Consider the following 14,511-nt stretch of genomic DNA (forward strand, 5'->3'; position numbering starts at 1 on the left):
AAGACGCTCGGCTGGAATACCCCAGCCGAGCGTCTACGTGATCTACTCACCACCTAAAACCAAGTGGTGTTGCGACGACCCCTTGAACCCAAGGACTCCTGGCGGGGCCTCTGCGTGGGGTGACGGCAGTAGTTGACGGCAACGTCAACGGACGGGGGGCTTCACCGGGAGGCGGGTCGTGGCAGCCCTCAGCCGGAATCCCCGGGCTCTGAGGGCTGCGGAGGTGTGGCGGCGGGGATCGGGCGATCACACGACACAGCCTGAACCTACCGACCCTCCACAACGGCCAAGGACTCAGGAATCCTCGCCCAGGCGAGTACCTGGCAGCAGCCCTGGAACAGTTCAGGCATCGTCTGCAACGTCCCCGTAGCTGACAGCTGGCCGGTGCCGCATCAGGCGGCGGGTGCAGCGCCCTGGAGAACTGTTTAGAGTTTCTTTACTTGATCGAGGCGGCCCGCGCGCGCTCCGGCCCGGCGGGGCCGCCGCCCGCTCCTGTCTCCGCCCCGCTCAGCGGCACCCCGCCGGTCCGGGCGCGCAACACCAGCGAGAGCAGCGCAGTCCGCAGAGCTCTGCCTCAACCCTTGCCCTCCCTCGGAGGGGCCAGGGGGCCGAGTACCGGTGCGGCACCGTCGTGGTGAATGGTCGCGAGTCGTGTCCCTCGCCGGCCGGTCCCCGAAGGCGTACCAGGAACCCCCGGGGACCGCCAAGGCCGAGCGCAAGCGTCACCCGGTGAGCCTTGGCGACCCCTGGAGAACCCTGGTCCGGCGAGGCTGCCCGACCGACGAGGTGCCCGCCAGCTAAGGTCCGTGACCATGGCGGCGTCTCCGCCGGAATCGCAGATGCGGCTATTGCGGCCGGTATTATCGCCTATCGGGCATCGAAGCTGATCAAGGGGTGGCGAAATGGGCGACGTCCGTAACTCTGCGCGGCAGATCCTCGAGGAGTTCCAGCGGAGTGGTTCACTCTCCTCGGATGTGTTGGCCAAGGCCGGCTGGCAGGATTGACCTGACCGGCTGACGCCGGCGCTGGTGCTGTTGTTCGCTGCCAAGGCGCTCCTGCAGCTACGGCGAGAAGGCGGCGAGTGCTTCCCCTTCGATGCTCGGCTGATGGCCGAGCATGGACTTTCCGAAGGTGAGGTCGAAACAATGGTGGAGGCGCTTTGTGGAGATCTCTCAGCTGTCAGGAAGGGGCGACGGAGTGAACTTTTCTCTTTGCGGAACATTCTGGCCATCCTGGTCGTTCTGTTGGGTGAGGAGAGTATTCATGGGGAGGATATTGACTTCCTCCTCGGTGGGGCGGAAGAAATCGCGGATGGATTTCTTCGGGCCGATGATCCGTTCAGGCTGGTCGAGCGGGGTGTGGAGATCGGACCCTGGGACGCGAGCGAGGCGGGCTGGCAGGGTACCGATCTCGTCGACCTCGGTGGCCTCAGGATCCCCCGCGATCCGGGCCTCAAGATCCAGGTGAACGAGGGCAGAGGGTCCTCGGACCTGCTGGAGGCTGTTGTCCTCCGGGGGTCCACGGGGGTGCAGCTCCAGGCCTTCCATGTGACCCAGGAGGGTGCGTGGGCCAGGGCCCGTGAGAAATTCGCGCAGAACGTCCGTGGCCTCGGAGGCGAGGCGCGTGAGTGGGCCGGGCGCGCCGGTGTGGAACTCAGGTGCGAAATCCCGGTGGAACAGTCGCCCGGTGTCAGGGGGCCGCAGACCGTCCGTGTGCTCGGATTCGAAGGGCCGGGCTGGCTGCTGAGGGGCATTGTGACCGGCGAGGGTGCCGACCCTGCGAGCCAGGACGAGTGGGCCTACTCCTACGTCGAGCGCGTGGTTGTCGACCCCTCGTTCCGTAAGGTTCCCGATCCCCTGCTCTCGCCTGCCGGGTTCGGCTCGCTCCAGCCTTCGTCGGACAGTCCGATCCTGCTACGTATGCCGAAGTGACGCACCACCACATCGGGCGGATCCGCTCGCCGTGTGTCGCGCCGGGTCACCGGCCCGTCACGCGGGTAGGACTGTGGCTGTCCTGACAGGGCGTTGCCGAGACATCGCAGGAGCCGCGAGTGGCCGCTTATCTCGACCGTAACGGAGCCGACAGCCTTGAGGTGCCGGCGCAGGACGCGCCGGCGCCTCCGGCCGAACTGGTGGCGCTGGCGCACGCGTACGGGGTGGACACGAGGTACAACCCGGGGAGCGGGGCCGTGCCGGTGGGGGCGCGGACGCTGGTGGCGGTGCTGGCCGCGCTCGGGGTGGAGGCGGGGACGCCGGAGGCCGCCCGGGAGGCGCTGGAGCGTCACCGGGCGGCGCTGGCGGCCCGGTTGCTGCCGCCGTGCGTGGTGGTCCGGGCTGGCCGGCGCACCGCGCTGGACGTGCCGGCCGACGCGCGGCTGACCGTCGAACTGGAGGACGGCGGCCGCTGGGAGCTGCCGCGCGGGCACTCGCACTGGCTGCCCGCCGACCTGCCGCTCGGGCGGCACACCCTCACGGCGGAGACCCCGGAGCGCAGCGGCCGGGCGCCGCTGATCGTCGCACCGGAGCGGCTGCCCCAGCTCCCCGGCCGCGGCTGGGGCTTCCTCGCCCAGCTGTACTCCGTGCTCTCCGACCGCTCCTGGGGCATGGGCGACCTCGGGGACCTCGCCGAGCTCGCCCAGTGGGCGGGCGGCCTCGGCGCGGGCTTCGTGCAGATCAACCCGCTGCACGCCGCCCTGCCCGCCGTCCCCTCCGACCCCTCCCCGTACCGCCCCTCCTCCCGCCGCTTCGCCGACCCGGTGCACCTGCGGATCGAGGCGGTGCCCGAGTACGGCTATCTGACGGGCGAGCAGCGCGCCGAGGCGGAGGAGCTGGGCCGGCGCGCGGCGCGGCTGCGGGCCGAGGTGCTGAGCCACGACGGGCTGATCGACCGGGACGCCGTCTGGGCGCTGAAGCGCGAGGCCCTGCAACTGCTGTACCAGGTGCCGCGCGGCGTGGGACGGGAGGCGGCCTTCCAGGCGTACCAGGCCCGTGAGGGCGAGTGGCTGCGACGCCACGCGCTCTGGAACGCCCTCGCCGAGGTGCACGGCGCCGACTGGCACGGCTGGCCGAAGGACCTGCGCCACCCGGACGGCCCGCAGACCGCCCGCGCCGCCGAGGAGCTGGCGGACCGGGCCGAGTTCCACCGCTGGCTCGCCTGGCAGGTGGGCCAGCAGCTCGCCCACGCCCAGCGGGCCGCCGAGACCGCCGGGATGCCCGTCGGCCTGATCCACGACCTGGCGGTCGGCGCGCACCCGGACGGCGCCGACGCCTGGGTGCTCCAGGACGTGCTGGCCGGCGGCATCTCGGTCGGCGCACCGCCGGACGCGTTCAACGCCCACGGCCAGGACTGGGGCCTGCCGCCCTGGCGCCCGGACGCGCTCGCCGCGGCCGGCTACGCCCCGTACGCCGAGCTGCTGCGCGCCGCCGCCCGGCACGCCGGGGCGATCCGGGTCGACCACGTCATGGGCCTGTTCCGGCTCTGGTGGGTGCCGGCCGGGCACGCGCCGACCGAGGGCGCCTACGTCCGCTACGACGCCGAGGCGATGCTCGGGGTGCTCGCCCTGGAGGCGCACCGGGCCGGTACCGCCGTGATCGGCGAGGATCTGGGCACGGTGGAGCCGGGGGTGCGGGAGGAGCTGGCGGCGCGAGGCATCCTCGGCACGTCCGTCCTCTGGTTCGAGCGGGACTGGCAGGCCAAGGGGGAGATCCTGCCCCCCGAACGCTGGCGGCCGGGCAGCCTGGCCACCCTGACCACCCACGACCTGCCGAGCACCGCTGCCCGGCTCTCCGGCGAGCACGTCGAACTGCGGCACCGGCTCGGCCTGCTGGCCCGCGCGCTCGGCGAGGAGCAGGCCGAGGCGGCGGCGGAGCTGGCCGACTGGCGGGCGGAACTGCTCCGGCTGGGCCTGCTGGCCGAGGGCGAGCCGCTCTCCGCGCAGGCGCTGTACCGCTTCCTGGCGGCCACCCCGGCCGGGCTGGTCGGCGTCTGGCTGCCGGACCTGGTGGGCGATCCGCGCCCGCAGAACCTGCCCGGCACCTGGGACCAGTACCCCAACTGGCGGTTGCCGGTCGCCGATGCCGAGGGCCACCCGGTGACGCTGGACGCCCTGGCCGCGGTACCGGCCGCCCGGGCCCTGCCCGATCTCCTGCGCGCCGGGCCGCAGCCGCAGCCGTCCCCGCCGGGCGGCACCGGTACCCCAGCCCCCGCCTACCCAGCCCCCGTCGACCCGGTCCGAAAGGCCGACCCCGCCGAGCGCGCCCGCGTAAACGACGGGTAAGTTGGGCGACGTGGACAAGAGGAACGCTTTGCGAGCCGGCGCGGTCTCCGCAACGGTCACGCTGATGATGCTGCTGTCGTCGCCCGCCATGGCCCTCACCCGGGACGACGGCGACGACCCGGGTAGCGGCCTGAGCGTCGCCCAGACCCTCGGCCTGTACGTGCTGGCCCCGATCGCGGCCTTCGTGATCATCGCCGCCCTGGCCGGCCTGCCGTACGGCGGCAAGGCCAAGAAGAAGTAGCCCGAGGGCCCGCCACAGGACCCGTACAGACCCCGAAGGGGCGCCGGACCAGGTCCGGCGCCCCTTCGGGCGTTCCCGCGGGATCAGCTCCGGGCGCCCGCCGCCCGGTCGGCCGCCTGGGCCTTCAGCGCGCGCTCCACACCGGCCCGCGCCTCGACGACCTGCCGGCGCAGCGCCGGGGCCGGCTCGGCCGAGGCCAGCCACGCGTCGGTGGCGTCCAGGGTGGCCTGCTCGACCTGGAGCGCCGGGTACAGGCCGACGACGATCTGCTGCGAGATCTCGTGGCTGCGGGTCTCCCAGACGCCCTTGACGGCCGCGAAGTACTTCGCGGTGTAGGGGGCGAGCAGCTCGCGCTGGTCGGCCTGCTGGAAGCCGGCGATCACCGCGTCCTGGACGTAGTTGGTGAGCGTGTCCGACTCCACCACGGAGGCCCAGGCCGCGGCCTTGGCCTCGGCGGTCGGCCGGGCGGCCCGGCAGCTGGCGGCGTGCTCCTGGCCGGCCGCGGTGTTGTCGCGGGCCAGCTCGGCCTCGACCGCCGCGTCGTCGGCGCGGCCGGTGGCGGCCAGCCGGGCGAGCAGCGTCCAGCGCAGCTCGGTGTCCACGGCCAGGCCCTTCAGCTCGACCGAGCCGTCCAGCAGCCCGGCGAGCAGACCGAGCTGCCCGTCGGTGCGGGCGACGCCGGCCAGCGTGCGGGCCCAGGCCAGCTGGTGGTCGCTGCCGGGCTCGGCGGCGCGCAGCCGCTCCTCGGCGGCCTCGGCCCAGCGGGCCAGACCCTGCTCGCGCCAGGCCGGGTCGGCGTAGGCGTCGAGGGCCAGCTTGACCTGACGGTGCACCGACTGGACGACGCCGATGTCGGACTCCCGCTCCAGGCCGGAGAGCGCCAGCGCGAGGTAGTCGCGGGCGGCCAGCTCGCCGTCGCGGGTCATGTCCCAGGCGGAGGCCCAGCACAGGGCGCGCGGCAGCGAGTCGGCGAAACCGCCGAGGTGCTCGGTGACGACGGCCAGCGAGTCCTCGTCGAGGCGGACCTTGGCGTAGGAGAGGTCGTCGTCGTTGAGCAGGATGACGGCCGGGCGGTGGCGGCCGACCAGCTCCGGGACGTCGGTGCGCGGGCCGTCGACGTCCAGCTCGATCCGGTCGGTGCGCACCAGCGCGCCGTCGGCCGGCTCGTAGAGGCCGATGGCGATCCGGTGCGGGCGCAGCACGGCCTCGCCGCGGGCGCCGGCCGGCAGCGCGGGGGCCTCCTGAAGGACGGTGAAGGTCTCGATCGCGCCGTCGCCGTCGAGGGTGAGCTCCGGGCGCAGCACGTTGATCCCGGCGGTCTCCAGCCAGGCCTTGGACCAGGCCTTGAGGTCGCGCCCGCTGGTCTCCTCCAGCGCGCCGAGCAGGTCGCTCAGGCGGGTGTTGCCCCAGGCGTGCCGCTTGAAGTACGCCTGCACGCCCTGGAAGAAGGCGTCCTGGCCGACGTACGCCACCAGCTGCTTGAGCACCGAGGCGCCCTTGGCGTAGGTGATGCCGTCGAAGTTGACCATGACGTCTTCGAGATCGTTGATCTCGGCCATGATCGGGTGGGTGGACGGCAGCTGGTCCTGCCGGTACGCCCAGGTCTTCATCTGGTTGGCGAAGGTGGTCCAGGAGTGCGGCCACTTGGAGCCGGGGGCCTCGGCCTGGCAGACGGCCTCGGCGAAGGTCGCGAACGACTCGTTCAGCCAGAGGTCGTTCCACCACTCCATGGTGACGAGGTCGCCGAACCACATGTGGGCCAGCTCGTGCAGGATCGTCGCGGCCCGCTGCTCGTACGCGGCGTCGGTCACCTTGGAACGGAACACGTACTGGTCGCGCAGGGTGACGGCGCCCGCGTTCTCCATCGCGCCGGCGTTGAACTCCGGGACGAAGAGCTGGTCGTACTTGGCGAACGGGTACGGGTAGTCGAACTTCTCCTGGAAGTAGTCGAAGCCCTGCTTGGTGACCGCGAAGATCGCCTCGGCGTCCAGGAACTCGCGCAGCGAGGGCCGGCAGTAGACGCCCAGCGGCACCTTCTGGTCGCCGTTCTCGTAGCTGTCGAAGACACCGACGTACGGGCCGGCGACGAGCGCGGTGATGTAGGTGGAGATCCGGCCGGTCGGCTCGAACGTCCAGACCTGGGTGTCGCCCTCGCCGGTCGGGACCGGGGTGGGGGAGTTGGAGACCACGACCCAGCCCCGGGGGGCGGTCACCCGGAAGGTGAACGCGGCCTTGAGGTCGGGCTGTTCGAAGGAGGCGAAGACGCGGCGGGCGTCCGGCACCTCGAACTGGGTGTACAGGTAGGTCTCGCCGTCGACCGGGTCGACGAACCGGTGCAGGCCCTCACCGGTGTTGGTGTAGGCGCAGTCGGCGACCACCCGCAGCTCGTTCTCGGCGGCGAGGCCGGGCAGCGCGATCCGGCTGTCGGCGAAGTTCGCGGTGTCGATCCGCTCGCCGTTGAGCGTGATCTCCTCGACGCTCGGTGCCACCAGGTCGATGAAGGTGGCCGCGCCGGGGGTGCTCGCGGTGAACCGGACCACGGTGGTGGACCGGAAGGTGCCTCCTTCGCGGGCCGAGCTCAGGTCGAGCTCGATGTCGTACGCGTCCACGTGCAGGAGGTCGGCCCGGGTGCGGGCCTCCTCACGGGTCAGGTTGGTGCCGGGCACTCGCAGGACTCCTTCGTCAGGCTGATGCTTCGCATCCTCCCATGCCCAACGCGCGGGGCCGGCGAATAATCGCGGGCGGGGCGGAGCAGGCCGTTCGGCCCGTCCCGCCCCGCCCGCGACGGGGGGTCAGCGCATCTCGCGCCGACCGCATTTCCCGGGGTGGCGGTGCCTCACTTCTTGGCGTACTTGAAGACCGGCGCGTCCGAGCCGCCGCTGCGGGCGAAGCCGACGAGCGAGCCGTCCGGCTGGATCACGTACTCCGTGCTGCTGGAGACGGTGTAGGTGCCCTTCGGCGCCGCGAGGTCGCCGAGTTCGCTCACCGAGCCGTCGGTGGGCGCGAGCGTGACCAGCTTGGCGTCCTTGTTGTAGCCCATGTCCAGCACCGCGCGGATCCGGCCGTCCTTGTCGGTGCCGGAGACCAGCCGGATGCCCTGGTTGGTGCCGCCGGTGGAGGACCAGAGCCGCTTGCCGGTGGTCAGGTCGTACGCGTTGATGGCCGGCTTGGTGCCGTTGACCTGCGCGTACAGCGTGGTGCCGCTGATCACGTTCTGGGTGAACGCCTCGTGCTCGCCGGAGAGCCGCAGGCTGTCCGAACCGGCTTCCTTGACCGGCAGCTTGGCCATCGGCTTGTTGCTCTTGTCGAACGGCAGCACGTAGTCGCCGCTGGTGTTGTTGGTGATCAGCAGCACCAGGGGCGAGGACGAGAGGGCCTTGTCGACGTGTTCCAGGTCGTCCAGCGGGAGCGCGCCGCTGGTGGCCTTGCCGGTCTCCGCGTCCACGATCTGGAGCTGCGCCGTGGTGTTGGAGCCCTGGTAGCAGCGGTCGCTGATCGCGATCTGGTTGCCGGCCGCCCTGCTGTAGACGGAACAGTTCTTCTCGCGCGGCTGGTACTGCCAGACCGGCGAGCCGTCGGTGATGCTGACCGCGCCGATGGCGGTGCCGGCGATCACGACGGTCTTGTCGGTGATGCTCAGGGTCGGCCCGGAGAGCCGGTCGGTGGTCACCTTGGTCGACCAGAGCAGCTTGCCGCTGGTGAGGTCCACCGTGCCGACCGTGGAGCAGTCGCTGTCACCGGTGTTGAGCGACACCGCGACCACGTGCTTGGAGTTCACCCCGTGCGAGACGGTGCAGAACTCCTTCGCGCCGGCCGGCGGCGCGATGGTCCACGCCTCCTTGCCGTCGGAGGCGTTGACGGCCCGGATGCCGGTGGTGTCCGCGCGGACGAGGACCTTGTCGGTGCCCCAGGCCCCGAGGACCTGGGAGCCGCTGCCGGCGTTGGCGGGCTTGGCGGCGTTCCAGGCGAGGTTGTAGGCGCCCGCCTTGCCGCCGCCGGTGCCGCCACTGGCGCTGGCGCTCGGGGAGTTCGAGGTGGTCGGGTCGTCGGTGGTCCCGCCGGTGACGCTGCCGCCGGTGACGGTGCCCCCGGTGCTCGCCACGGGGTCGTGCTTGGGGTCGTCGGTGAGGAGCACGACCAGGCCGGCCACGATGGCGATCGCCAGCACGCCGCCGATGATCCCGCCCCAGAGCATCACCGGGTTGCGCTGCTTCGGCGCGGGCGGCACCGGCACGCCCTGGTAGCCGTACCCGGCCTGCTGCGGGTACCCGTAGCCGTTGGCCTGCTGCGGGGCGGGGTAGCCGTACGGCTGGCCGGCGACGGGCGCCTGGTACGGCGGAGCCGGGTCGTACGGGCCGACCGGTGCGCCCGGCGGGGGCGGCGGCGCGCTCTGCGCGGGGAACGCGGCCGCGGTGGGCGCGTAGGCGTACTCGCTGCCCGGAGCCGGCGGCGGCCCGGGCGGCGGTGGTGTGCCGGGCGCGGCCGGTGCGACCCGGCCCGGGACCGGCGCCCCGTCGACATGTGTCCTCTGGTCCGCCACGGCGGCCGGGTCCACGCCGCCGGGCGTGCGCCCGAGTGAGACGCCCCGGTTGCCCTGCGCACCGCCGCCGGACGAATCGCCTGTCCCCGGTATCGGGTGATCCCCTGCCATCTGCTGCCCCGTCATGTCTGGAAGCGCCCCCCGGCCGGTTCACATCCGGGGCCGGTGGGGCGGGTGAGATTGGGCACCATCGTACGGGTGGGCTTTCCCGGGCCCTCCTCAGGAGCCCCCGGACCCCTGCGCGACGGCCCCGGACCGCACCGGCCGCCGCCGTCCGGTCCCGCCCCGGACCGCACCCCCGGGCCGCTCCGCGCCGTAGGCTTCAGGAGTTGAAGGGGACGCCCGGCGGAGGGGTTCCCTCGCCGTTGGGAGGGTCGATCATGTCGACGGACACACCGGGCTCGCAGTCCTCGCTGCACCGGGCGAACCTGGACCGGGTGCTGCGGGCGGTGCGGATGGCCGGCTCGCTGACCCAGGCGGAGATCGCCCGCGGCACCGGCCTCTCGGCGGCCACCGTGTCCAACATCGTCCGGGAGCTGAAGGAGGGCGGCACCGTCGTGGTCGCCGACACCTCCTCCGGCGGCCGCCGCGCCCGCAGCGTCTCGCTCAGCGGCGACGCGGGGATCGTGGTGGGCATCGATTTCGGCCACACCCATCTCCGGGTCGCCGTCGGCAACCTGGCGCACCGGGTGCTCGCCGAGGAGAGCGCGCCGATCGACGTCGACGTCTCCGCCGAGCAGGGCTTCGACCGCGCCGAGGCGCTGGTCGAGCGGCTGCTCCAGCAGGCCGGTTTCCGCCCCGACAAGGTGATCGGCGTCGGCCTCGGCGTGCCCGGCCCGATCGACGTGGAGACCGGCGCCCTCGGCTCCACCGCGATCCTGCCCGGCTGGACCGGCATCGCCCCCGGCCGGGAGCTGGCCGAGCGGCTCGGCATGCCGGTGCACGTGGACAACGACGCCAACCTCGGCGCGCTCGGCGAGCTGGTCTGGGGCGCCGGCCGCGGGGTGAGCGACCTCGCCTACATCAAGGTGGCCAGCGGCGTCGGCGCCGGTCTGGTCGTCAACGGCCAGCTCTACCGCGGCCCGGGCGGCACCGCCGGTGAGATCGGGCACATCACCCTGGACGAGGCCGGCCCGGTCTGCCGCTGCGGCAACCGGGGCTGCCTGGAGACCTTCGTCGGCTCCCGCTACCTGCTCGGCCTGCTCACCCCCACCCTCGGCACCGGGCTCACCCTGCCCCGGGTGGTCGAGCTGGCCCACCACGGCGACCTCGGCTGCCGCCGGGTGATCGCCGACGCCGGCCGGCAGATCGGCAGCGGCGTCGCCACCCTCTGCAACCTGCTCAACCCCCGCCGGGTCATCCTCGGCGGAGACCTCGCCGAGGCCGGTGAGCTGGTGCTCGGCCCGATCCGGGACTCGGTGGCCCGGTACGCCATCCCCAGCGCCGCCCGTCAGCTCTCGGTGGTCCCCGGCACCCTGGGCGGCCGGGCCGAGGTGCTCGGCGCGCTCGCCCTGGTGATGAGCGAGATGGACGAGTCGGGCGCCGTCGGCCGCCCGGTCCCGGCGTCCGTCGCCCGGCCCTGAGCGGGGCGCGGCCCCCGGCCGGATCCGGGTGCGGGCCGCACCCCGGCGGCCGGCGGTAACCGGCCGGTGGCACCGGGCGCGCCGCTCGGTGTCCGGGAGGCGGACATTAGACTCGACCGGTCGGCACCGACCGAGACCGTCGGAGCGCGCCGGCACACCGGGCAGCGACGCCCGTCGGACCCCCGCGGTCCGCAACTTTGAACGAGGAGGAACGGGTGGCCCTGCTGACCCGCATTCGGGGACCGCGCGATCTCGACCGGCTCACGCCCGGACAGCTGGCCGCACTGGCCCAGGAGATCCGGACCTTCCTGGTGACGGAGGTCTCCAAGACGGGCGGCCACCTCGGGCCCAACCTCGGCGTGGTGGAGCTGACCATCGCGCTGCACCGGGTCTTCGACTCCCCGCGCGACCGCATCCTCTTCGACACCGGCCACCAGAGCTACGTCCACAAGCTGCTCACCGGCCGCCAGGACTTCTCCCGGCTGCGGATGAAGGACGGCCTCTCCGGCTACCCCTCCCGCGCCGAGTCCGAGCACGACGTGATCGAGAACTCGCACGCCTCCACCGTGCTCTCGTACGCCGACGGTCTCGCCAAGGCCAACCAGATCCAGGGGCACCAGGACCGCCCGGTCGTCGCCGTCATCGGCGACGGCGCGCTCACCGGCGGGATGGCCTGGGAGGCGCTCAACAACATCGCCGACGCCAAGGACCGCCCGCTCGTCATCGTCGTCAACGACAACGAGCGCTCCTACTCGCCGACCATCGGCGGCATGGCCAACCACCTCGCCACGCTGCGCACCACCCAGGGCTACGAGCGCTTCCTCTCCTGGGGCAAGGACGCGCTGCAGCGCACCCCCGTGGTCGGCCAGCAGCTGTTCGAGACCCTGCACGGCGCCAAGAAGGGCCTGAAGGACTTCATCGCCCCGCAGGGTATGTTCGAGGACCTCGGCCTCAAGTACATCGGCCCGATCGACGGCCACGACCTCACCGCCCTGGAGTCCGCGCTGACCAAGGCGCGCGGTTTCGGCGGCCCGGTGATCGTGCACTGCCTCACCGAGAAGGGGCGCGGCTACCACGCCGCCGAGAACAACGACGAGGACCGCTTCCACGCGGTCGGCGTGATCCACCCGGAGACCGGTCTGCCGATCAAGAGCTCCGGCAAGGACTGGACGTCGGTCTTCGGCGAGGAGATGGTCGCGCTCGGCCACGAGCGCGAGGACATCGTCGGCATCACCGCGGCGATGCTCCACCCGGTGGGCCTGGCGCCGTTCGCCAAGGCCTTCCCGGAGCGCATCTTCGACGTCGGCATCGCCGAGCAGCACGCCGTCACCAGTGCCGCGGGTATGGCCACCAACGGCCTGCACCCGGTCTTCGCGGTCTACGCGACCTTCCTCAACCGGGCCTTCGACCAGGTCCTGATGGACGTCGCCCTGCACAAGCTGGGCGTCACCTTCGTGCTGGACCGCTCCGGCGTCACCGGCACCGACGGCGCCTCGCACAACGGCATGTGGGACATGTCGATCCTGCAGGTCGTCCCCGGCCTGCGGCTGGCCGCCCCGCGCGACGCCGACCAGCTCCGCGCCCAGCTGCGCGAGGCCGTCCAGGTCGGGGACGCCCCGACCGTGGTCCGCTACTCCAAGGGCACGGTCGGCCCGGCCGTCGCCGCGGTCGGCCGGGTCGGCGGCATGGACGTGCTGCGCGCGGCCGAGGCCCCGGCCGGCGACCGCCGTGCCGACGTGCTGATCGTCTCGGTCGGCGCGATGGCCCCCACCAGCCTGGAGGTGGCCGACCTGCTGGCCGCCCAGGGCATCACCGCCACCGTGGTGGACCCGCGCTGGGTCAAGCCGGTGGACGCCGCCCTGCCCGGCCTGGCGGCCGAGCACCGGGTGGTCGTCACGATCGAGGACAATGGCCGGGTCGGCGGTGTGGGCGCGGCCGTGGCGCAGGCGCTGCGCGACGCCGAGGTGGACGTGCCGGTGCGTGACTTCGGCATCCCGCAGCAGTTCCTGGACCACGCCTCGCGGGCCGAGATCCTCGCCGAGATCGGCCTCAACGCCCCGGACATCGCCCGCCGGGTCACCGCGCTGGTCTCCCGGCTGGACGTGGCCCCCGTCGAGGCCTGACCGGGGCCCGGGCCGTCCCACGGACGGCCGACCGACGCAACTCTGTAACAGTTCGTCACAGGCAAGGCTGATAATCGCACCGAAAGGCGGGACCGGCGCTGCCCGCGCCGATCCCGCCCGGTAGGTTGTCACTCGTGCCGACGACCCCCACCCACCCACGCCTCGCCGGCCCGGCCCAGCGCCTGCCCATGGCGGCCTTCCTGGCCGACCGCTGGGCGGGCGTCCGTACGGGTTACTGGACGAGGCTGGTGCCGGTGCTGGCCCTGGTCGCGCTCGTCACCCACATCCCCTCCTTCGTCCGGCCGGTCTGGAGCCCCGACGAGGGCTTCCTGGCCACCCAGGCGCGGATGCTCTCCGACGGCGGGGTGCTGTACGACACCGTCGTGGACCGCAAGCCGCCGCTGCTGCCCTGGCTCTACCAGGCCTGCTTCACCGTCTTCGGCTCCGCCTCGCTCTGGCCGCTGCGCACCCTGGCCGTGGTCGCCCACCTGGTCACCGCGATCCTGCTGGCCTCGATCGCCCGCGGCCGCTGGGGCAACCGGGCCGGCGCCGGGGCGGGCCTGCTCTACCTGCTGGTCTCCATCGGGCTCTCCCCGGAGGACACCCAGGCGGCCACCTTCGAGGTCTTCATGCTGCCCGCCATGGTGGCCGCCTTCCGGTACGCCGAGCGGCGCCGCTGGCTGGCCGCGGGCATCGCGGTGGCGCTCTGTTCGCTGACCAAGCAGACCGGCGGCGCCGTGATGCTGCCGGTGCTCTGGATGCTGTTCCAGGACGCCCGCCGGCGCGGGGTGCGCTGGCCGCCCGCCCTGTTCAAGATCGGTTTCGGGTTCACGCTGCCGATAGCGCTGGTCGCGGTGATCCTCACCAAGCCCAAGGGCTTCCTGTTCTGGGTGGTCACCGGCAGCGGCGACTACGCCTCCTTCGGCGGTGCCTGGCTCCAGATGACCGGCCGGGCGCTGGGCAACTCCGCGATCCTGGTCGGGGCCGGCCTGGGCTTCCTGCTGCCGGTCGGGCGCCGGCTCTGGCTGAAGTACCGCCACCGCCCGCTGCCCGTCGCGGGGGAGGAGCACGGTTCCACCACCGACCTCTGGGTCTGGCTGCTCTCCTCGGCCGTCGCGGTCAGTGTCGGCTTCCACTTCTTCGGCCACTACTACCTGCAGCTGATGCCCCCGCTGGTGCTGCTGGGCACCGGCGCGGTCGCCACCTCGGCGGTCCGCTGGCGGCCGGTCCTGGTGTACACCACGGCCGTCGCGACGGTGTTCTGGGGCCTGGCGCTGGCCTGGCCGGGGGAGCGGCTCGACCGGACCACGGAGGTCGCCACCGCCGTCGCCGCGCAGACCACGCCGAAGGACACCGTGCTGGTCTGGGGCATGCACCCGGAGCTGTACTGGCTGGCCGACCGCAAGCCCGCCACCCGCTACCTGACGGCGGGCTTCCTGACGAACTACAGCGGCGGCAAGGACGGCAACCCGAACGTCGGCGAACAGTTCAGCGTCAGCAACGCCTGGCAGACCTTCGACCAGGAGATCGCCAAGAGCCTGCCCGAGGTCGTGGTGGACGACTCCGGCCTCGCCCCGTACCAGCCCGGGCTGGTGCCGAAGATCGAGAACCTGCTGGACACCCACTACGAGATGGTCGGCGTCTTCGCCGACACCGTGGTCTACCGCCTCAAGCGCTGAGCCCCGGGCCCGGCACACGGGCAGGAGCCCCGGTGACCTCCACGGTCACCGGGGCTCCTGAGGGTCCGG

The 14,511-nt window shown here is 72.7% G+C and carries 8 protein-coding genes; 6 read left to right on the plus strand and 2 right to left on the minus strand.

Translation table 11 applies throughout. The features are described from left to right. Window positions 1-1,106 precede the first annotated feature (1,106 nt). The 3 genes from ACIQIB_RS36870 (at window position 1,107) to ACIQIB_RS36880 (ending at window position 4,517) form a co-directional block, all read left to right on the plus strand. Window positions 1,107-1,931 (plus strand): DUF3710 domain-containing protein, encoded by an 825-nt coding sequence (locus tag ACIQIB_RS36870; RefSeq protein ID WP_400763466.1) that lies wholly within the window; start codon window positions 1,107-1,109, stop codon window positions 1,929-1,931. 161 nt (window positions 1,932-2,092) lie between these two features. Next, complete coding sequence (gene malQ / locus ACIQIB_RS36875) at window positions 2,093-4,276, plus strand: 4-alpha-glucanotransferase (protein ID WP_400763485.1); 2,184 nt, start codon at window positions 2,093-2,095, stop codon at window positions 4,274-4,276. A gap of 10 nt (window positions 4,277-4,286) precedes the next feature. After that, on the plus strand, window positions 4,287-4,517 hold the full coding sequence (locus ACIQIB_RS36880) for a hypothetical protein (RefSeq protein ID WP_363613439.1): 231 nt from the start codon (window positions 4,287-4,289) through the stop codon (window positions 4,515-4,517). Between the two features lie 83 nt (window positions 4,518-4,600). On the opposite strand, the gene pepN is transcribed toward ACIQIB_RS36880, so the two are convergent. Both pepN and ACIQIB_RS36890 read right to left on the minus strand, forming a co-directional pair. Further along, window positions 4,601-7,183 carry an aminopeptidase N gene (gene pepN, locus ACIQIB_RS36885; RefSeq protein ID WP_363613441.1) on the minus strand — a complete coding sequence of 861 codons (2,583 nt, stop codon included), beginning with the start codon at window positions 7,181-7,183 and terminating at the stop codon, window positions 4,601-4,603. A 170-nt stretch (window positions 7,184-7,353) separates the two neighbouring features. Continuing rightward, entirely contained in the window at window positions 7,354-9,072 is a 1,719-nt protein-coding gene (locus tag ACIQIB_RS36890; RefSeq protein WP_400763470.1) for a PQQ-binding-like beta-propeller repeat protein, read from the minus strand. A gap of 365 nt (window positions 9,073-9,437) precedes the next feature. Between ACIQIB_RS36890 and ACIQIB_RS36895 the strand changes: the two genes are divergently transcribed. The 3 genes from ACIQIB_RS36895 to ACIQIB_RS36905 all read left to right on the plus strand — a co-directional run bounded on the left by ACIQIB_RS36895 (window position 9,438) and on the right by ACIQIB_RS36905 (window position 14,442). Next, the gene (locus ACIQIB_RS36895) at window positions 9,438-10,640 is read left to right on the plus strand and encodes an ROK family transcriptional regulator (RefSeq protein ID WP_363613445.1); all 1,203 of its coding nucleotides are present in this window, start codon (window positions 9,438-9,440) and stop codon (window positions 10,638-10,640) included. A gap of 215 nt (window positions 10,641-10,855) precedes the next feature. Continuing rightward, complete coding sequence (dxs, locus tag ACIQIB_RS36900; protein ID WP_363613447.1) at window positions 10,856-12,763, plus strand: 1-deoxy-D-xylulose-5-phosphate synthase; 1,908 nt, start codon at window positions 10,856-10,858, stop codon at window positions 12,761-12,763. Window positions 12,764-12,897: 134 nt separating this feature from the next. Continuing rightward, entirely contained in the window at window positions 12,898-14,442 is a 1,545-nt protein-coding gene (locus ACIQIB_RS36905; RefSeq protein WP_363613449.1) for a glycosyltransferase family 39 protein, read from the plus strand. Window positions 14,443-14,511 lie beyond the last annotated feature (69 nt).

Source organism: Kitasatospora sp. NPDC092286 (genome assembly GCF_044755565.1).
Classification (GTDB): Bacteria; Actinomycetota; Actinomycetes; order Streptomycetales; family Streptomycetaceae; genus Kitasatospora.

Bases quoted from the DNA above. Each gene is read 5' to 3' on its own strand.
- ACIQIB_RS36870 (WP_400763466.1), top strand. From the start codon at position 1,107: ATGGCCGAGCATGGACTTTCCGAAGGTGAGGTCGAAACAATGGTGGAG.
- ACIQIB_RS36895 (WP_363613445.1), top strand. From the start codon at position 9,438: ATGTCGACGGACACACCGGGCTCGCAGTCCTCGCTGCACCGGGCGAAC.